Source organism: Burkholderia sp. PU8-34, from assembly GCF_053427725.1.
The window spans coordinates 293,645-313,127 of the sequence record NZ_JBSAXC010000007.1 but is presented as its reverse complement, the minus strand read 5'-3'; the positions used below and the strand labels follow the sequence as shown (position 1 = coordinate 313,127).

The 19,483-nt window shown below is 63.9% G+C and carries 15 protein-coding genes and 1 pseudogene; 9 read left to right on the top strand and 7 right to left on the bottom strand.

What is annotated here, in order from left to right; translation table 11 throughout:
* Positions 1-7 precede the first annotated feature (7 nt).
* From ACV22Z_RS19385 to ACV22Z_RS19370, 4 genes are all read right to left on the bottom strand, one after another.
* Entirely contained in the window at positions 8-1,033 is a 1,026-nt protein-coding gene (locus tag ACV22Z_RS19385; protein ID WP_448077899.1) for a ParB/RepB/Spo0J family partition protein, read from the bottom strand.
* Positions 1,026-1,721, bottom strand: a complete 696-nt coding sequence (locus ACV22Z_RS19380; protein WP_042585344.1) for a ParA family protein — start codon at positions 1,719-1,721, stop codon at positions 1,026-1,028. The genes ACV22Z_RS19385 and ACV22Z_RS19380 overlap by 8 nt, the downstream gene beginning before the upstream one ends.
* A 1,731-nt stretch (positions 1,722-3,452) precedes the next feature.
* On the bottom strand, positions 3,453-3,611 hold the full coding sequence (locus tag ACV22Z_RS19375) for an AraC family transcriptional regulator N-terminal domain-containing protein (RefSeq protein WP_448077945.1): 159 nt from the start codon (positions 3,609-3,611) through the stop codon (positions 3,453-3,455).
* Between the two features lie 925 nt (positions 3,612-4,536).
* A complete protein-coding gene (locus ACV22Z_RS19370; RefSeq protein WP_448077898.1) occupies positions 4,537-5,490 on the bottom strand; it encodes an MBL fold metallo-hydrolase in 954 nt (317 codons plus the stop codon).
* An 82-nt stretch (positions 5,491-5,572) separates the two neighbouring features.
* Between ACV22Z_RS19370 and ACV22Z_RS19365 the strand changes: the two genes are divergently transcribed.
* The 3 genes from ACV22Z_RS19365 to ACV22Z_RS19355 all read left to right on the top strand — a co-directional run bounded on the left by ACV22Z_RS19365 (position 5,573) and on the right by ACV22Z_RS19355 (position 11,123).
* Positions 5,573-6,229, top strand: coding sequence for a TetR/AcrR family transcriptional regulator (locus tag ACV22Z_RS19365; protein WP_448077897.1), 657 nt, complete (start codon positions 5,573-5,575; stop codon positions 6,227-6,229).
* A 227-nt stretch (positions 6,230-6,456) separates the two neighbouring features.
* The gene (locus ACV22Z_RS19360) at positions 6,457-6,948 is read left to right on the top strand and encodes a flavodoxin family protein (RefSeq protein WP_448077896.1); all 492 of its coding nucleotides are present in this window, start codon (positions 6,457-6,459) and stop codon (positions 6,946-6,948) included.
* 665 nt (positions 6,949-7,613) lie between these two features.
* Positions 7,614-11,123, top strand: a complete 3,510-nt coding sequence (locus ACV22Z_RS19355; protein WP_448077895.1) for a pyruvate carboxylase — start codon at positions 7,614-7,616, stop codon at positions 11,121-11,123.
* Between the two features lie 188 nt (positions 11,124-11,311).
* On the opposite strand, the pseudogene ACV22Z_RS19350 reads toward ACV22Z_RS19355, so the two are convergent.
* Positions 11,312-11,524, bottom strand: a pseudogene (locus tag ACV22Z_RS19350) (DUF2889 domain-containing protein); the annotation flags it as partial.
* 292 nt (positions 11,525-11,816) lie between these two features.
* Between ACV22Z_RS19350 and ACV22Z_RS19345 the strand changes: the two are divergent.
* The 4 genes from ACV22Z_RS19345 to ACV22Z_RS19330 all read left to right on the top strand — a co-directional run bounded on the left by ACV22Z_RS19345 (position 11,817) and on the right by ACV22Z_RS19330 (position 14,824).
* On the top strand, positions 11,817-12,530 hold the full coding sequence (locus ACV22Z_RS19345; RefSeq protein WP_448077894.1) for a ProQ/FinO family protein: 714 nt from the start codon (positions 11,817-11,819) through the stop codon (positions 12,528-12,530).
* A gap of 531 nt (positions 12,531-13,061) precedes the next feature.
* Positions 13,062-13,340, top strand: coding sequence for a metal/formaldehyde-sensitive transcriptional repressor (locus ACV22Z_RS19340; RefSeq protein ID WP_448077893.1), 279 nt, complete (start codon positions 13,062-13,064; stop codon positions 13,338-13,340).
* A gap of 8 nt (positions 13,341-13,348) precedes the next feature.
* Positions 13,349-14,629: a CDF family Co(II)/Ni(II) efflux transporter DmeF gene (dmeF, locus tag ACV22Z_RS19335; protein WP_448077892.1), complete on the top strand. Its 1,281-nt coding sequence runs from the start codon at positions 13,349-13,351 to the stop codon at positions 14,627-14,629.
* A 3-nt stretch (positions 14,630-14,632) separates the two neighbouring features.
* On the top strand, positions 14,633-14,824 hold the full coding sequence (locus ACV22Z_RS19330; protein WP_448077891.1) for a DUF1289 domain-containing protein: 192 nt from the start codon (positions 14,633-14,635) through the stop codon (positions 14,822-14,824).
* 19 nt (positions 14,825-14,843) lie between these two features.
* Here ACV22Z_RS19330 and bfr read toward each other — a convergent pair whose 3' ends face one another.
* A complete protein-coding gene (gene bfr / locus ACV22Z_RS19325) occupies positions 14,844-15,323 on the bottom strand; it encodes a bacterioferritin (RefSeq protein ID WP_448077890.1) in 480 nt (159 codons plus the stop codon).
* Between the two features lie 443 nt (positions 15,324-15,766).
* Between bfr and ilvD the strand changes: the two genes are divergently transcribed.
* Positions 15,767-17,626, top strand: a complete 1,860-nt coding sequence (gene ilvD / locus ACV22Z_RS19320; RefSeq protein WP_448077889.1) for a dihydroxy-acid dehydratase — start codon at positions 15,767-15,769, stop codon at positions 17,624-17,626.
* Between the two features lie 156 nt (positions 17,627-17,782).
* Here the strand turns inward: ilvD and ACV22Z_RS19315 are convergent, their stop codons facing one another.
* Positions 17,783-18,085: a hypothetical protein gene (locus tag ACV22Z_RS19315; RefSeq protein WP_448077888.1), complete on the bottom strand. Its 303-nt coding sequence runs from the start codon at positions 18,083-18,085 to the stop codon at positions 17,783-17,785.
* A gap of 325 nt (positions 18,086-18,410) precedes the next feature.
* On the opposite strand from ACV22Z_RS19315, the gene ACV22Z_RS19310 reads away from it, so the two are divergent.
* Complete coding sequence (locus ACV22Z_RS19310; RefSeq protein ID WP_448077887.1) at positions 18,411-19,472, top strand: DMT family transporter; 1,062 nt, start codon at positions 18,411-18,413, stop codon at positions 19,470-19,472.
* Positions 19,473-19,483 lie beyond the last annotated feature (11 nt).

The following is a 19,483-nucleotide window of genomic DNA, read 5'->3' as shown; positions in this document are numbered from 1 at the left end:
GGGCACCTTACTTTTGCGCGCTGGCGAGTTCGGCGACATACGTGTCAATCACCGCCTTGAGCTTGTCGGCAAGCGCCTCCTGATGCGCGGTGTCGACGCCCTTGAGCTGCAGATCGAGACGCCCGTCGGGGTAGGTCTTCAACTGGCCAATTGCGCGCGAATCGACTGCGAAGTCGTGACGAACACTGTAACGTGTCCGTCCTGCCTTCTTGTTTGCGTCGCTCTGCGTACGCAGGAAGTTCTCGAGATCGCGCACGGACTTCTTGCGGTCGATCACCGCGGACAGCAGCCGGTCGGCCGTCGGCTCGCCGAGCCGCTCGAAGATCAGCTTCAGGAAATACGCAGCCTGCAGGCCGACGACGTCGTTCGCCGCGGCCATCCGCTCGAGGAGCGTATTGGACAGCGCGTTGAGCGAAAGCGTCTTGCTGATCGTCGCCTTGTCCTTGCCGATCTTTTCGGCCAGCGTGTTCTGGTCGGGGAACACCTTCTCGTCGAGCAGCCGTTTCCACGCGACCGCATCGTCGAAGATCGTCTGGCGCTCGTGATCGTGGTTCGCGCGGTAGGCGATCGTATAGAGCTGCTCCGGCGTGTGATCCGACCGGAACGTCGCGTTGATGTATTCGTCGCCGTTGATGCTCGTGGCGCGCAACCGGCGTTGCCCGTCGATCACGACGAGCTTGCCGGGAAACTCCGGCAGCCGGGTCACCTTGATCGGCTCGATCTGCCCTTCCCGCTTCAACGTCAGCGCAAGTTCGTGCAGGCTCGATTCCGAATAGAAGATCCGCGGGTTGAACGGGTTCGGGATGCAATCCTTCACGGCAACCTTTTGAGGTGCACCGAGATCCGTTGCATCGACGGGCGCTGCCACGACCTGCTTGAGCACCGGCGTCTCGTTCGCAGCGGGTGCGGCCGGCGACGGTTCGGGCAGCCGTGTTTCCAGCGCCGCGTTTTCCTGCGCGAGGCCGCGCAGCAGACCGGCTGCGAGGTGGAGGTTGCCCGTCGCCTTCTTCTCTTTCGATGTGTCCTTAGCCATGAGCGGTTCCGGTAGCTCGCGTCGACGCGATGTATTGAGCCATTTCGGTGACCAGCCTCTCGATCTCCGCACGGGCTTCCTTGAGGCCCTTCAGGTACCGATTGTGGTGATGAATGGTGGTTCCGAGCGCGAAGGTCTGGCGATACACCTCGCGTTGGGCGATCTGGCTATCCAGCAGATGCTCCCCTATTTCTTCAGCCTTTAGAATTTTTAGAATTTCTTCACGCATTTTAGTTTTTCCATTGACACTATTGAGCATCAATGCGGAAGAAAGGCTCGGGTTACGGACTGCGCGCATGGATTCGATCATGCGGATCATCGCGACGGTGCTGTACAGATCCGCGGGCGACGGTGACAGCGGGACGAGGCAGAAGTCGGCGACTTCGAGCACCGACGCGATACGCGGGTCTTCGAGGTTGCCGGGGCAGTCGACGACGATCACGTCGAAATGCGCGTCCTGCTTCTTGATCTCTCCGCCGATGCCGCGCCCTGCAGGTGCCAGCGAGAGGACGGTCATCGGCAGGGTGTTCTCGCCGCTCGTGACCCAGCGCACCGAGGTGCCCTGCGGGTCGGCATCGATAAGCGCAACCTTGTTCCCGCCGGCCTCAAAGGCTGCCGCGATGTTGACGGAGATGGTTGTCTTTCCAGTTCCACCTTTTTGATTGCTGACGGCGATCTTGAAAGCCATTAAATTCCTCCAAGGAGTTTTGCGTAATATATTCAGTTGCTGGAGAAATGTCCAGACAAGACGTCTTTTGCAGCGAAATTTTCTAGATCGAGATGGTTGTCACGTGACAATCGGACAGATGGCCAACGTTCGTCGCGTGTCGTTCGAGAACGTACGTGAGAAAAAACGACGATAAGGCCCACTGCGAAAATTCGACTTGGAATCGAAGAGCGGGAAATTCAATCAAGCGGAAGTGTTATCGAAAAGCATTACAAATTTCGATCGATGACTCGATGCTGGTCTGATGGCACTCAACGAGTCGATGAGGTTTGGGGCTGGCTAATGAATGTGCAGTTGTCACGTGACAAATAACTATGCACCCGCGAATGGGAGTTGGCGCGACTGCAAGCATCGTTTATCTGCAAGGTGACACGTCGACGATGTCTCCACTTGGTGCGAGGAATTGATGACACTGCGGGTTCCGGTTGTCACGTGACAACCGCGGCCCAGGGGCGCGGGCGTGGTAACAGCTGTTCAGGTAATAGAAAGAAAAAGACGGCTGACGCCTTCCGTACACGGTGAAATTCCAGTGACGCGGAGAACATAGCGTTGACTCGGAATCTATCGCTGGTCGAAGAGTTGTCACGTGACAACTCTTCGAGCGGTCGAGGCTACAGTATCCCGACAGCATAGTGACGTCTATTATTGGATGCGCAGTAGCTGACCCGTTCATTCGGTCGGAGTGCGGTTCCTATTCCCAGAAATGCGTCGAATATGATTCGCCACTTCGCGGTAGGCCTCAGTGCTTCCCGCTTCCGGGTGACAGAGTGATTGCCGCGTGCTTGACAGCGTATGCAGTGTGGGTCGTGCGTTATGCACGGGGCAACAAGTTCATCGGCGCAGGCTATTCGCAGTGTTTGATGTGACCCCAATAATCTTGGCCTCATCGTTGGCGGTGAATACGCCGTCTGTCGGATCATGGATCCGTCGCGCTTGTCTTGGCGTCGACGGATGAGTGTCCGCATGGGGAGTTTCTGTCGCAATCACCAAACGTCGATAAGGCAGCGTCGCGCAGAAGCGGCGCTGGATCAAACGTTTGAGTTGCCGACGTGGAAGAGCCGCGACCCACATCGTGAAACAAATGTGAGAAATGGGGCATGCTCGCAAATCCTTGTGTGATAAGGGTTTACAGGAAAATCTTCACGTTGTTTCACGCATCCGGCCTGTTTTTGACTCGACGGGATAGGGGTGAGTGCTATTCCGTGACTAATTCCCACAGGAGTTGATGGGCAACGGCGAAACAGTGCATTTTGAAACGTGTTTTGTAGTGTTTGATACGTTTCGGCCGTCTGGCTAATCGATAACGCCGGGGTGCACGCGCTGAAACGAGGGCAGTTGTCACGTGACAACCGTGCATAACGCCCTTGGTCGTCCAATGAATTGTCATCAAAGCGCAAGCGCTTGTAAGGCGCCAGCGGTGATTCATGGCCCGAGCAGTCAGGTCAGTCGTGATGCATATGAAGCTGCAGCAATGGATCGACACTTCGTGAAGCAATTCAAGCGACGCGCGTCATTACAATCCATTGATTCAATAACCCGTGCAAACGATATGGTCGGCAGTCCAACGCTCGAGCCACTGCGCAAATTGTCGATTTCCCGACGCGGCATCGAGCCGTACCGACAGCATTAGCCGGCGCGGCTCATCGTGTTGGCTTGCGTCCCGATGGGCGCGTTCTGGTGGAGGCGAGCGCCCTAATCGCTCGTCGGTAGCAGGCAGCAGATTTCCCGTTCGGTATACGGTGCGAGAACGGGAAGCGCATCCGGGGCGTCAAGCAGCGCAAGCAGTCTGTTCAACGCGTCGCACAAAGGGACGGTCATGTCGACGATAACGACGCGGGCCGGCCGGCGGATCCGTGTGATCCGGCTTGACCTGGACCGACAGTTCGGTCGTTACCCGCAAGTCGAGTTTCAGAGCGAATCCGAGGTAGGGCCATTCGCGGCTCGCTTCGAGCCCTTACGTCGACGCGGGCAACTAGAACAAGGTGATCAGGATGCGACTGGCGTCGTATAAGATTTCGGTGCTCCGGGTCATTCGCTTGGTGCCCTGCACGATGTGAGCAAAGACTCCACCAGAAGGATCGGTGACGTCGGCGCCCCTTTCGGTAAAGGCTCAGTTTCGGAATCGCGGTAGGCGGATGCTCGACGCCCTCTGCCACCTCGCCACCCCGTCGACCAGTGCCTGCCGCAGATTCCCTTCGCGGTCCCGCTTTCGATGACCTACAATCGCCGGCCCTATCACGTCACTGCCCTCGGTTCGCTTCGCGCGGTTGTATCGAACTTTTGCGAATCGGATCGTGCACATTTACGGACGTGTGAAGATTCAGGCAAGCAAACGTCCCGAACGATTACTTGTACCGCACATTCGCCGGAGGTTTCGCCAAACCGTAGGATCGTTGCTCGTCCGCATTGGATTCTCGCGATGGGATTGCCAATTCTCAACAGTGCCGACCGGAAAAGTCGGGTTGGGAGGGGGCGTGACGGATGGGGTCTCCATGCACTGCGACGCGGAAAGGCGAGCGGATACTCGGGTTCATATACGGAACGATGCACCCTTCACCAAACCATCGTCAGGTGCGGATGACGCCAGCCAGCAACCAAAAGGCGCGGGGAATCGGGGAAATCCGGAAAACAGCATGTCGATCCGGCCGTTTACCGGCGGAACATCGTGACTCTGTCCGACACGCCAAGGGCGGCCCAAGCGGTCTAGGTCGTCGCGACCGTTCTCCCGACGGCCGAACCGGGCGACCCGCAGGCCGCCGTTTCCAGGCAGACAAACCTATTTGGCCGCACGCGATGCACAAACCGCGGGCCACAGCGACTTCTGCGTACGTGCCATTTCAGCCACCTTGCGCCACCAGCGCTCGCCGCGATGCGGCGAGGTCAGATCCAGCCGCTCGCCCATACGCGGCGTCGACAGTTCGACGCCGCGCGCAACCGCCAGCGTCGTCACGCGCTCGAACGGCTCCTGCCAGCGATGCATTGCCAGATCGAAGGTGCCGTTGTGAATCGGCACGAGCCAGCGTCCGCGCAGATCTTCGTCGGCGATTACCCAGGACGCCCACAGTGTGCTGTTGCCGTCGAACAGGCTGCGGCCGGAGAAGTGCTGGGCGGGCGTGGCGGTCAACGTCAGCCCGCCGATCTCTGCGCTCTGCCACCAGTCGAGCTGGCGCACTTTCGCTGCATCGATGCCCCATTCGATCAGGCGGTCGCCGACGCCGAGCGGCGTCACGAACACGCCGGTTGTTGCGGCGAGCGCGAGCACCGTGTCGCGGTCCAGGTGGTCATAGTGATCGTGCGACAGGATCACGCCGCGCAGCGGCGGCAAATCGGCAAGTGCGATCGGCGGCGCATGGAAGCGCCTGGGGCCGACGCGGCGGAACGGCGACGCACGCTCCGCGAAGACGGGATCGGTCAGCCAGAATTCGCCGCGCAGCTTGATCAGCAGCGTCGAATGCCCGAGCCGGTACAGGCTGCGATCAGGCGCCGCCTCGAGCTGTTCGCGGGTCAGCGAATCGACCGGGACGGGGCCCGCCGGCACCGCTTCTCGTGGCTTGTTGAACAGCATGTTCCACATGACGCGCATCATCTTGCCGAACCCTTCGACCGGCCGCGGTGCGACATTGCGGAAACGTTCGCCGTCGTGTTGCGGCGAGGCTGCGGACTGAGCACGGCCGCGCTCGACGGCGGCGAAGCCCAGCGTACGATAAATGAAATCGGGGAGCGATGTCATGGAAATCCGTCGGAAACGAAAGTACACCGGCCAGTGTAGTTTGTTTTCGAGAAAAGTAAACTGCCGGGTGTAAAATTTCAAGATGGATACGAACATCACTCATCAACGTCTGACCGATCGAAAGCGCGCGGCCATCGTCAGCGCCGCGATCGAGGAATTTCTCGCGGCCGGCTACGACGCGACCAGCATGGACCGGATCGCCGCACGTGCGGATGTGTCGAAGCGCACTGTCTACAACCATTTCCCGAGCAAGGAAGCATTGTTCGCCGCAATCCTTCGCCAGCTGTGGGATGCGACCCATACGGGCAACGCGCCGACCTATCGCGGCGACGTGCCGCTGCGCGAGCAACTGGTCGAATTGCTGGCGCGCAAGCTGCGCCTGCTCAACGACGATGCGTTTCTTGCACTCGCGCGGGTCGCGATCGCAACAGGCATCCATTCGCCGGAACGCGCGCGCGACATGGTCGAGCGCCTGGGCGAACGTGAGGAGGACGTGACGGTCTGGATTCGTGCAGCAGCGGCGGCAGGCCGGCTCGCGGTTCCGGATCCCGCATTCGCGTCGCAGCAATTGCAGGGTGTCGTGAAGGCTTTTGCGTTCTGGCCGCAGGTGACGATGGGGCAACCGCCGCTTGGCGAAAAGGCGCAGAGGCAGGTCGCGGAATCGGCGGCCGACATGTTTCTCGCGTACTACGAGCGGAACGCGAGTGAGGGCGGGAGCGGCACAAGGAACCGGCGTTGAAGCGCAATGCAGCGCCGTACCAGCCGGAACACGTCGCCAGGTGTCGCTGGTCGTTGCTCGATCTCGGAATTGGAGCGTTTGGCCTACATTGGAGGAAGCAACGCGCGTCACGCGATGCACGTCGCACGACCGAACCGCGCGTCGACACGTCGCCGGTTGCATCGTGAACGAGTCGACAACGCGCCGCCGCCGGCGCGATTCAGAGGACGGACAGTGAGCAAGCACGAATGAAGACGCTGCTGATCATCTACCATACGATGACCGGAGGCACGCGGCAGATGGCTGAAGCGGCCGCCGACGCAGCACGTGAGCAGCCCGGCGTGACGGTCCGGCTGCAACGCGCGGACGAGACGAGCCCGGACGATGTGCTCGCGGCCGATGCGTATCTGTTCGCGACACCCGAGAACCTTGCCGCGATGTCGGGGCTGATGAAGGATTTTTTCGACCGCTGCTATTACGCGGCGCTCGATCGCGTCAACGGCCGTCCGTATGCGGTGATGATCTGCGCCGGCAGCGACGGGCAGAACGCGCTGCGCCAGATCGACCGCATCGCGACCGGATGGCGGCTCAAGAACGTCGCACCGGGCCTGATCGTCTGCACCCATGCGCAAACACCCGAGCGCATTCTGGCACCCAAGTCGATCGACGCCGACGATCTCGCACGCTGCGCTGAACTCGGCGCCGGTCTGGCGGCAGGCCTCGCGCTGGGCGTCTTTTGAAGGCGAGATTGCGCGGTACAACCATGTCGCGCGTGGGGTTCGGCCGACATCGGCATTTCCCATAAATGGCTACCTGGCGAAAAGGCCGCCGGGAGTGCGCGGTGCTGATGCGATCTGCATCGTGAATTGACACGACTAGCGAAGCCTCGCCGCTTCGTGCCGACGCGGAACGCATGCTCCGTGAGATGCGTGTCGCGGCAGACCACCCACTCCGAACCGCACGATCCCATACGCGGCAACGTCGGTGTTCGCGTGCACCGGTCAGCGATTCACCGCGAATCCATAGCAGGAAATGCCCGTTCGAACGCGGGCACCGCTTGTTCCCTGACATTTCGAACTCCATAACAATGGAATACCAGCGCTTGCGCGGAGTCCGTACTGAGCTGCGTAGTAATGTGATGGGCACGCACGACCGAGCGATGACCCGCAGACGGGCGGTCACTTGGACCGTCCGTCCGGTCGACCAAACGGTTCAGAACTGCAAACCTGCTTGCAGTTTTGAAACGTGTTGCAATCGAACGCGCTGCCATTCGATAGTCAAATCAAGCACATAGGTGTGGCGATCGACGCTGGCCTGCCACTTGCTTGAGATGGCCCGCATCGCTTCAGACCGTGACACATCGTGTGGGCCGGTTTCGTCCGACGACCGTTGATCCTTGCTTACCATGACTCATACCCCCATCCAGTCCATCCTGATCGCGAACCGCTCGGAAATCTCGATTCGCGTGATGCGCGCCGCCGCGGAGCTGAACATCCGCACGGTGGCGATCTATTCGAAGGAAGACCGCCTCGCGCTGCACCGCTTCAAGGCGGACGAGAGCTACCTGATCGGCGAAGGCAAGAAACCGCTCGCCGCCTATCTCGACATCGACGATATCCTGCGCGTTGCGCGGCAGGCGAAGGTCGACGCGATCCACCCCGGCTACGGCTTCCTGTCCGAGAACCCGAATTTCGCGCAGGCCGTCATCGACGCCGGCATTCGCTGGATCGGCCCCGCGCCCGACGTGATGCGCACGCTCGGCAACAAGGTGGCCGCGCGCAATGCGGCGATCGCCGCAGGCGTGCCCGTGATGCCGGCAACGGCGCCGCTGCCGCACGATCTCGACGAATGCAAGCGCCTGGCCGCGGCGGTCGGCTATCCGCTTATGCTCAAGGCGAGCTGGGGCGGCGGCGGACGCGGAATGCGTGTGCTCGAAAGCGAACGCGATCTCGAGACGTTGCTCGCCGCCGCGCGGCGCGAGGCGCTGGCGGCATTCGGCAACGACGAGGTCTACGTCGAAAAGCTCGTGCGCAACGCACGCCACGTCGAGGTGCAGGTGCTCGGCGACACGCACGGCACGGTCGTGCATCTGTACGAACGCGATTGCACGGTGCAGCGGCGCAACCAGAAGGTGGTCGAACGTGCGCCGGCGCCGTATCTCGATCACGACGGCCGGCAGGCGCTATGCGAAGCGGCGCTGCGCCTGATGCGCGCGGTCGGTTATACGCACGCGGGCACCGTCGAATTCCTGATGGATGCCGACACTGGCCAGTTCTATTTCATCGAGGTGAATCCGCGCATCCAGGTCGAGCATACGGTGACCGAGATGATCACCGGGATCGATATCGTAAAGGCGCAGATCCGCATCACGGAGGGCGGCCGGATCGGCCTCGACGACGACGTGACGGACAGCAGCGGCGCGATCGTGCAGCGTGCGGCCGGCGTGCCGGCGCAGCCGGCGATCCCGTTGAACGGTCATGCGCTGCAATGCCGGATCACGACCGAGGATCCGGAGAACGACTTCCTGCCCGACTATGGCCGGCTCACTGCGTATCGCAGCGCGGCGGGCTTCGGTGTGCGGCTCGATGCGGGCACCGCATACGGCGGCGCAGTCATCACGCCGTACTACGATTCGCTGCTCGTGAAGGTCACGACCTGGGCGCCGACGGCGGCCGAATCGATCCACCGGATGGACCGCGCGCTGCGTGAATTCCGGATTCGCGGCGTCACGTCGAACCTGCAGTTCCTCGAGAACGTGATCAACCATCCGGCGTTCATCGCGGGCGACGTCACGACCCGCTTCATCGACCGGACGCCGGAACTGCTCGAATTCGCGAAGCGCGGCGATCGCGCGACGAAGCTGCTGCGCTATCTCGGCGAGCTGAACGTGAACGGCAACAGCGAGATGGATGGCCGCACGCTGCCGGCGTTGCCGCTGCCGAAGCCGGTGCTGCCGAAGATCGATACGACCTCGGCGACACCGCCCGGCACGCGTGATCGGCTGCGCGAGCTCGGGCCGGAGAACTTCGCGCGCTGGATGCTCGACCAGAAGCAGGTGCTGATGACCGACACGACGATGCGCGACGCCCACCAGTCGCTGTTCGCGACGCGCATGCGCACGGCCGACATGCTGCCGATCGCGCCGTTCTACGCACGCGAGCTGTCGCAGCTGTTCTCGCTCGAATGCTGGGGCGGTGCGACGTTCGATGTGGCGCTGCGCTTCCTGAAGGAAGATCCGTGGGAGCGTCTGGCGCTGCTGCGCGAGCGCGTGCCGAACATCCTGTTCCAGATGCTGCTGCGCGGCTCGAACGCGGTCGGCTATACGAACTACGCGGACAACGTCGTGCGCTTCTTCGTGAAGCAGGCTGCGCAGGCGGGCGTCGATGTGTTCCGCGTGTTCGATTCGCTGAACTGGGTGCGCAACATGCGGGTCGCGATCGATGCGGTCGGCGAGAGCGGGATGCTGTGCGAAGGCGCGATCTGCTACACGGGCGACCTGTTCGACACGTCGCGCGCGAAATACGACCTCAAGTATTACGTCGGCATCGCGCGTGAATTGCAGCAGGCCGGCGTGCACGTGCTCGGCATCAAGGACATGGCCGGCATCTGCCGTCCGCAGGCGGCCGCGACGCTCGTGAAGGCGCTCAAGGAGGAGACGGGCCTGCCCGTGCATTTCCATACGCACGACACGAGCGGCATCGCCGCGGCGTCGGTGCTCGCGGCGATCGGCGCGGGCTGCGATGCAGTGGACGGTGCGCTCGACGCGATGAGCGGCCTCACGTCGCAGCCGAACCTGTCGAGCATCGCTGCGGCGCTGGCCGGCAGCGAGCGCGACCCGGGGCTCGATCCGGACCGCCTGCACGAAGCGTCGATGTACTGGGAGGGCGTGCGCCGCTACTACGCGCCGTTCGAATCCGAGATCCGTGCGGGCACGGCCGACGTCTACCGTCACGAGATGCCGGGCGGCCAGTACACGAACTTGCGCGAGCAGGCCCGCTCGCTCGGCATCGACCATCGCTGGACCGAAGTGTCGCGCGCGTATGCGGACGTGAACCGGCTGTTCGGCGACATCGTCAAGGTCACGCCGACGTCGAAGGTGGTCGGCGACATGGCGCTGATGATGGTGGCGAACGACCTCAACGTCGACGACGTGTGCAATCCGGACAAGGACATCGCGTTCCCGGAGTCGGTCGTGTCGCTGTTCAAGGGCGAGCTGGGTTTTCCGCCGGACGGCTTTCCGGCGGACCTGTCGCGCAAGGTGCTCAAGGGCGAGCCGCCGGCGCCGTATCGTCCCGGCGACCAGATGCCCGCAGTCGATCTCGACGCGGCCCGGGTGCAGGCCGAGACGGCATGCGAGCGGCCGCTCGACGACCGGCAACTCGCGTCGTACCTGATGTATCCGAAGCAGACCGTCGATTACTACGCGCACGTACGCGCGTACAGCGACACGTCGGTCGTGCCGACGCCCGCTTTCCTGTACGGCCTGCAGCCGCAGGAAGAGGTCGCGATCGACATCTCGCCGGGCAAGACGCTGCTCGTGTCGCTGCAGGGGCAGCATGCGGACGCGCAGGACGGCGTGGTGAAGGTGCAGTTCGAACTGAACGGTCAATCGCGCACCGCGCTGGTCGAGCAGAAGACCACCGTGCACGCGGGCAAGGAGCGTCACAGCCTGCCGAAGGCCGATCCGGCTAATTCGCTGCACGTTGCCGCGCCGATGCCGGGTTCGGTGGTGACGGTGGCGGTGCAACCGGGCCAGCGCGTGACGGCCGGCACGACGCTGATCGCGCTCGAGGCGATGAAGATGGAAACCCACATCGCGGCGGAGCGCGATTGCGAAATCGCCGCCGTGCATGTGAAGGTCGGCGAGCGGGTCGCGGCAAAGGATCTGCTGATCGAACTGAAGGGAGCTGGCTGACGGGGGAGGGCACCGGCAGGCGTGCAGCGCGGAGGAGGCGGCGTACCACACCGCGCTGCGAGCCTGACGGCGCTGGTGCCGCTTTCCGGAATCCGTCGCCGCGCTCGAGTGGGTGGCGACGAACCGGTTCAATACATGAGCGCCGGCCCGATACGGGCGCTGCGCTCGCGACCGGCGCCGCGGACCGGTCAGTCCGCCGTTGCCGCCTGTGCCGGCTGATGGTATTCGGGCCACAGCGTCTTCACGAGATCGCGCGACGCGCCATGCGCATGGCAACAGTCGGTCTTGACCGGCTTGCCGCTGCCGTCCCGGTTGCCGAGCGACGACGGGCGCACGGCAACCATCGTCCGGAACGCAGTGGTCGCGAGCGGCGCATTCGCTGCAATCCGGTGCGAACATGTGCGACCGCGCCACCGTCTCTACCCCGGCGCTGCCACACGCCTGTCAGCCGTCGCGCCCGCGTACCGGTATACTTCACTCCTGCGTTGTATCCGGCATCCCGGCCGGGTGCCTGAAACACGGGGTGTGCGCCAGCCGCTCAGGCTGTGCGTTCCGCGTCGACGACGGATGCGCCGAAGGCGTCCGTGACGTGCTGCTGCGTATTGCGCGGCACGGCTTTGCACCGCGTCGACTAGCGCGCGAGCCGAGTCGCCGCGGAAGTCACGCCTTACCTATTCCTGGTGGATTGAATTTATGGGTTTTGAACAACTTGCCGAATTGCGGAACCAGCTCGCGGCCAAGGCCAAGCAGGAACGCAATGCCAAGCGATCGCAGTCCGAGGCGAAGCCGTCGTCCGGCGGCACGCCGCCGTCCGGGGCCAAGGCATCATCCGGGGCCAGACCGGCTGCCGGTGCTAAGGGACCTTCCGGCGCCAAGGCATCTTCCGGTGCAAAGGGGGCGTCCGGTGCAAAGGGGGCGTCCGGAGCCCGCTCGTCGACGCCGGTCGACCCGATCATCGTAGCGATCGGCAAACTGCAACGCCGTTTCCCGCTCGCGTTTCCGAAGAATCCGGCGCCGAAGGTGCCGCTGAAGGTCGGCATCTGGGCGGATCTCGCCAACGAAGCGCAAGCGGTCGGGTTGAGCGAAGACGAGCTGCGCGAAGCGATGGCGACGTGGTGCCGGGGCAACCGCTATTGGTCGTGCCTGGTCGAGGACGCGGTGCGCGTCGATCTGCAGGGCAACGAAGCCGGGCGGGTGTCGAAGGACGACGCGGCGCGCGCCAGACGACTGAAGGCGCGACGCCCGGGGAAGGGCGCTGCGCAATCGGCGAAGGCCGAGTCGAAGCCGGCGGAGGTCGCATCGCAGCAAGCGACGGCCGAACCGCAGCAGGCGGACGTCGCGCCGCAGGCGGAGAACGTCGACGTGCAAGCGGCGCAGGCTGAATCTCAAGCGGCAAAGACCGAGTAACGCGTCGCCGTGGCCGCCAGCGATGCCCCGGATCGCTGGCGGTATGTTTGAAGGTTGCCTTTCCGCGAGTCCGTATGCCACGGCGCAACGCCGATGGCAGCGAGCGATTCACGAACGATGTCGAGCGGAGCCGCCGGTCATCGTTCGTCTTATCGGACGCATTGCGATGTGTGAGTCCGGGCTAACCTCACGGGTGGCCTTGCGACACGGCACGATACCTCCCTGCTGTTGGGGAACGATATCGAACGAGGAGGTCGATGATATTCGCACGACTTCCGATTCTGATTATCAGTTTTCCTAACCATGGAGCCTGCCGAGTCGTCCGTCGACGAAAATGAAGACGGCGCGTGACCTTGCATGAAGGACGTGTGCCCAGCCGTGATGGCGGGGCGCGCATGGACTCCACGTCCGGAATGCGGCACTTTCGCGCATCACGGCTCCCGAAAGCCAATCGACAGGATCATATACCCCCGTACCCTATATGGAATTGGGTATTGAGATATACTCCCCCACCCTATCTGGAGGGTGGTGATGAGTCACACAGTTCGCGAGAAGCAGAAGCTGCTCAATCGGGTTCGCCGTATCAAGGGCCAGGTGGAGGCCATCGAGCGCGCGCTCGAGGAGGAGCGCGGCTGCAACGACGTGCTGCAGCAGATCACGAGTTGCCGCGGCGCGATGAACGGGCTGCTGGCCGTCGTGCTCGAGGACCATATCCGCACGCACCTGGTCGACGCCGAGCACGACGACGGCCATGACGAAGGCAGCGCGACCGAGCTGCTGATCGACGTCGTGCACAGCTATTTCAAGTGAGACACGACATGAGCGATTTCAACGACGCCGCATTCGGCGCCGGGCACGATCACATCTTCCTCGGCGCGGCGCACGAGCAGAACGAACGCAGGACGTGGGCCGTGATCGTGCTGTGCAGCGCGATGATGGTTGCGGAGATCGTCGGCGGAAGCCTGTTCGGTTCGCTGGCGCTCGTTGCCGACGGCTTGCACATGTCGACGCACGCGGGCGCGATGCTGATCGCCGCGATGGCCTATACGTATGCGCGGCGCCACGCGAGCGATCCGCGGTTCGTGTTCGGCACCGGCAAGCTCGGCGATCTGGCGGGGTTCACCAGCGCGATCGTGCTGGCGATGATCGCGCTGCTGATCGGGTACGAGGCTGTGTCGCGTTTCCTGTCCCCGGTACCGATTCATTTCGGCGAGGCCATTCCGATCGCGGTGCTTGGCTTGCTCGTCAACCTCGCGAGCGTCTGGCTGCTGAGCGGCGATCATCATGGCCACGGTCATCATCACCATCACGGGCACGGCCATGATCATGGCGAGCACGCGCACGACGACGAGCCGAAGCGGATCTTCACCCGCGCGGGCGTATTCGATGTCACCGTGTTCGAGGACGGCGTTCCGCCGGTCTTCCGGATCGCGCCGGCAACGGACGCAGCAACGTCGGGCGGCGAACCGGTCTCGGTGACGACCGTGCGTCCCGACGGCACCCGGCAGGTGTTCGCGATGGTGGATCGCGGCGGTTATCTGGAATCGCTCGACACCATTCCGGAGCCGCACGCGTTCAAGGCCGTCGTGCAAATCGGCGACGACGAGCATGCGCTCGAATTCGTCGAGCACGATCATGATCACGACGACGCGCACGCTGCCGCGGCGCGCGACCACAACATCCGATCGGCGTACATCCACGTGATGGCGGATGCTGCGGTGTCGGTGCTCGCAATCGTCGGGCTCGTGCTCGCGCGCGCATTCGGCTGGGTCTGGATGGATCCGCTCGCGGGCATCATCGGTGCGCTGGTGATCGCCAACTGGTCGTACGGCCTGATGCGCGACACGGGTGGCATCCTGCTCGACATGCGATCCGATCCACGAATGGAAGAGCGGGTGCGCGACGCGGTCGAGGGCGGCGGAGACCGCATCGCGGACCTGCACGTGTGGCGTCTCGGGCCCGGTCACATGAGCGCGGTCGTGTCGGTGGCGACCCGCGACGGCAGCCGCGATGCGCGCTTCTATCATGCGCTGCTCGGCCGCCTCAAGGGCCTGTCGCACGTGACCGTCGAAGTCGTGCGCGTGCAGCCGGGGGCGTGACAGATGGCCGTCAAGTCACCTTGCGTCGACATCTGCTCATTCGACGGACGAACGGGATTCTGCATCGGCTGCTTCCGCACACTGGAGGAAGCGCGCGCGTGGAAGAAGATGACGGATCATCGGCGGCACCAGATCGTCAATGACCGCGCGCGGCGGCAAGCGAAGCTCGAACGCGGGACGCCGACCGAACGTTAGTCGTCGAGCGCTGCGCTGCCTACGACTCGAACGGCGTCATCCCCGACTGCAGGTAATTCTCGATGCCGACCTTCTTGATCAACTCGAGCTGGGTCTCGAGCCAATCGATGTGGTCCTCGGTTTCGTCCAGAATGTTTTCGAGGATTTCGCGCGACGCGTAGTCCTGCACCGATTCGCAGTACGCGATCGCTTCCTTGCAGTGCGCCTGGGACGCGCGCTCGAGCTTCAGGTCGCACTCGAGGATCTCTTCCGTATGCTCGCCGACGAGCAGCTTGTGCAGGTCCTGCAGGTTCGGCAGCCCGTCGAGCATGAAGATGCGTTCGATGAGCGCGTCCGCATGCTTCATCTCGCCGATCGATTCGTCATACTCGTGCTTGCCGAGCTTGTCGAGCTGCCAGTGACGATACATGCGCGCATGCAGGAAGTACTGGTTGATGGCCGTCAGCTCGTTTTTCAATTGCGCGTTCAGATAGCCGATGACTTTCTTGTCGCCCTTCATAGCGATGTCCCCCAATCGAGCGATGTTCACTTTCGTGACGTCGTGCCGTTTCAACGATAGTCAGTGAACCGTCGAATCACAATCTCGCGACGCCAACGAGGCGGCGAACAGGACAACGAAAACGGAAGGAGAATCAGTCGCATTCCGTGCGCGATGATCAGGCTGGAATCTCCATCGGCGCGCGCAGTTTCGGATCGCGCAATGCGGCCGGCGTGTCGCTCGCCGTCGTGATGTCGCCGCCGGGCAACGCGCGCGGCGGAGCGCGGACACGCGGGCGGCAGCCGGCTTCGTCGAGAACCCCCGCGGCCGGCGCACCGCCGGCGCGTATGGGATAATGCCGCCTTTGCCCGGAGCGCAGCTCAAGAGGTTGTTCGCAAGGGCGTGTGTGGGGCCTTCAATCCCGTGGCCCGCTTCCTTACTGCGATATTCATTCAGCAACCACAATGCCCGCATACCGTTCCAAAACCTCCACCGCCGGCCGCAACATGGCGGGCGCGCGCTCGCTGTGGCGCGCCACCGGCATGAAAGACGACGACTTCTCGAAGCCGATCATCGCGGTCGTCAACTCGTTCACCCAGTTCGTGCCCGGCCACGTGCACCTGAAGGACCTCGGCCAGCTCGTCGCACGCGAGATCGAAGCCGCGGGCGGCGTGGCCAAGGAATTCAACACCATCGCGGTCGACGACGGCATCGCGATGGGCCACGACGGCATGCTGTATTCGCTGCCGAGCCGCGACATCATCGCGGATTCCGTGGAGTACATGGTCAACGCGCACTGTGCCGATGCGATGGTGTGCATCTCCAACTGCGACAAGATCACCCCCGGGATGCTGATGGCCGCGATGCGCCTCGACATTCCGGTGATCTTCGTGTCCGGCGGCCCGATGGAAGCCGGCAAGACGCGCCTCGCGAATCCCGTCACCAAGACCGTCGAGCTCAAGAAGCTCGACCTCGTGGACGCGATGGTGATCGCAGCCGACAGCGCCTATTCCGACGCCGACGTGGCCGAGGTGGAGCGCTCCGCATGCCCGACCTGCGGGTCGTGCTCGGGCATGTTCACGGCCAACTCGATGAACTGCCTGACCGAGGCGCTGGGCCTGTCGCTGCCCGGCAACGGCACGGTGGTGGCCACGCACGCGGACCGCGAGCAACTGTTCAAGCGCGCCGGCCGCCGGATCGTCGAACTGACGCGCGAGTACTACGAGCAGGAGAACGCGCGCGTGCTGCCGCGCGCGGTGGGCTTCAAGGCGTTCGAGAACGCGATGACGCTGGACATCGCGATGGGCGGCTCGACCAACACGATCCTGCACCTGCTGGCGATCGCGCGCGAAGCGGGCATCGACTTCACGATGACCGACATCGACCGGCTGTCGCGCGTCGTGCCGCAGCTGTGCAAGGTGGCGCCGAACACCAACAAGTACCACATCGAGGACGTGCACCGCGCGGGCGGCATCATGGCGATCCTCGGCGAGCTGGACCGTGCCGGCAAGCTGCACACCGACGTGCCGACCGTGCATGCGCCCACGCTGAAGGACGCGCTGGATCAGTGGGACATCGCCCGCACGCAGGACGCCGCCGTCAAGACTTTCTACCTGGCCGGCCCCGCAGGCATTCCGACGCAGGTTGCGTTCAGCCAGGACACGCGCTGGCCGAGCCTGGACCTCGACCGCGCCGAAGGCTGCATCCGCTCATACGAACACGCGTTCTCGAAGGAAGGCGGCCTCGCGGTGCTGACGGGCAACATCGCGCTCGACGGCTGCGTCGTGAAGACCGCAGGGGTGGACGAGAGCATCCTCGTGTTCGAGGGCACGGCCCACGTCACCGAATCGCAGGACGAGGCGGTCGAGAACATTCTCAACGACAAGGTCAAGGCCGGCGACGTGGTGATCGTGCGCTACGAAGGCCCGAAGGGCGGCCCCGGCATGCAGGAAATGCTGTACCCGACGAGCTACATCAAGTCGAAGGGCCTGGGCAAGGCCTGCGCGCTGCTGACGGACGGCCGCTTCTCGGGCGGCACGTCGGGCCTGTCGATCGGCCACTGCTCGCCCGAGGCGGCGGCCGGCGGCGCGATCGGCCTCGTGCGCGACGGCGACAAGATCCGCATCGACATCCCGAACCGCACGATCGACGTGCTGGTGTCCGACGAGGAACTGGCGCGCCGCCGCGAAGAGCAGAACGCGAAGGGGTGGAAGCCCGCGAAGCCGCGTCCGCGCAAGGTGTCCGCGGCCCTCAAGGCGTACGCGAAACTGGTGATGTCGGCCGACAAGGGCGCGGTGCGCGACCTGTCGCTGCTCGACGACTGACCCTGCGGCGGGCTGCGTGCCTGTCTGCTGCCAAACCGCTCTCCGGAGCGGTTTTTTTTTGTGCGCCGGGGGCGGCTGCGTGGATCGTGACGACGACGCATGTGTCGCCGTCACGCAATCGATGTGAATCGCAGCGATGCCGGCCCGCGTTTCGCGTCAGGCGAGCAGATCCTCGTAGAAGGCTCCGAACGGACGGCTCGGGTGGGCGATCTGGATTTCGAGGATCCACAGCCCGGCGTCGGGGCACGCGTCGAAATCGCCGAGGTTGCCGGCCTTGTAGATCGCATGCGGAAAGTCCGATACGCGATGGCCCTTGATGTCCACGTTGAGGCGCCAGCCGAGCTCGGCGGCGCGCCGTTCCGCGTACGCGTAAAGGGCGGTGCCTGCCGCGCCGGTCGACTGCCAGTGCTGCTTCACGTCGTCGAACAGCGTTCGCGCGGCATCCGCGCAGGCCTGCATTTCCGCATCGTCGCCGACGACGAACGTCGCACCCGCGTCGAGGGGTGGGCGGATTGTCCATGCATCTGCGTGCGCGGCGGCGTGTCGGCTGCCATCGGACGAAATCGAGCAGCGACTGACGGATAATGTCCGCGCCGATACGTCGACGCCACCCGGATTCAACGCGCCGTCAACGGAGCATGAGACAGTTCGGCTGCGCGTGGACGGCCGGGGCCCGCCCGGCCGGGCAACCCGCCCCGGGCGCCTCGGGCCGTACGGGCCCGCGTTGCAACGTTGATCACAACACGACCGCCGGTCCTGAACCGTGCACACCGACCCTGAATATATGAGTTCGAGATTCAACGCGATCATCATCGCTCTGACCGCCGCCGCGCTGTTCGGCGCCGCGACGCCATTTGCCAAAGCGCTGCTCGGCACGATGTCGCCGTTCATGGTGGCCGGCCTGTTCTACCTCGGCAGTGGCGTCGGCCTGGGTATCGGCATCGTCATTCGCCGGCTGCGCCGGCCCGCCGCACCGACCGGCACCGGGCAGTCGCTGACGCGATCGGAAATCCCGTGGCTGGCGGGTGCGATTGCCGCGGGCGGCGTAGCCGGGCCCGCGCTGCTGATGCTCGGCCTCGCGAGCACGCCTGCCGCCACGAGCGCGCTGCTGCTCAATCTCGAGGGCGTGCTGACGGCCGTGATCGCGTGGATCGTATTCCGCGAGAATGTCGATACGCAGGTGTTTCTCGGCATGGTGGCGATTGTCGCGGGCGGCGTGCTGCTGTCATGGACGCCCGGCGAAGCGCGCGTGCCGCTGGGCGCATTGCTGATCGCCGGCGCGTGCCTGTGCTGGGCGATCGACAACAACCTCACGCGCAAGGTGTCGGCCAACGACGCGATGGTCATCGCGTGCCTGAAAGGGTTGATTGCCGGTCCCGTCAACATCGCGATCGCGCTGGCGGCCGGCGCGACGCTGCCGCCGCTGACGGCAACCGCCGCCGCGATGCTGACCGGGCTCGGCGGCTACGGGATCAGTCTCGTGCTGTTCGTCGTCGCGCTGCGTCATCTCGGCACGGCGCGCACGGGCGCGTATTTTTCCGTCGCGCCGCTGTTCGGCGTCGCGCTGTCGCTGCTGATCTGGCCGGAGCTGCCGGCCGTCACGTTCTGGATCGCCGCGGCACTGATGGCGCTCGGGATCTGGCTGCACGTGCGAGAGCGGCACGAGCACGAACATACGCACGACGCGCTCGAGCATACGCATCGTCACCGTCACGACGAGCATCACCAGCACGAGCATGATTTCCCGTACGACGGTGCCGAACCGCACTCGCATCCGCACGTGCATCTGCCGATCACGCATTCGCATGCGCATTTCCCGGATATCCATCATCGGCATCGGCATTGATCGATTGCGCA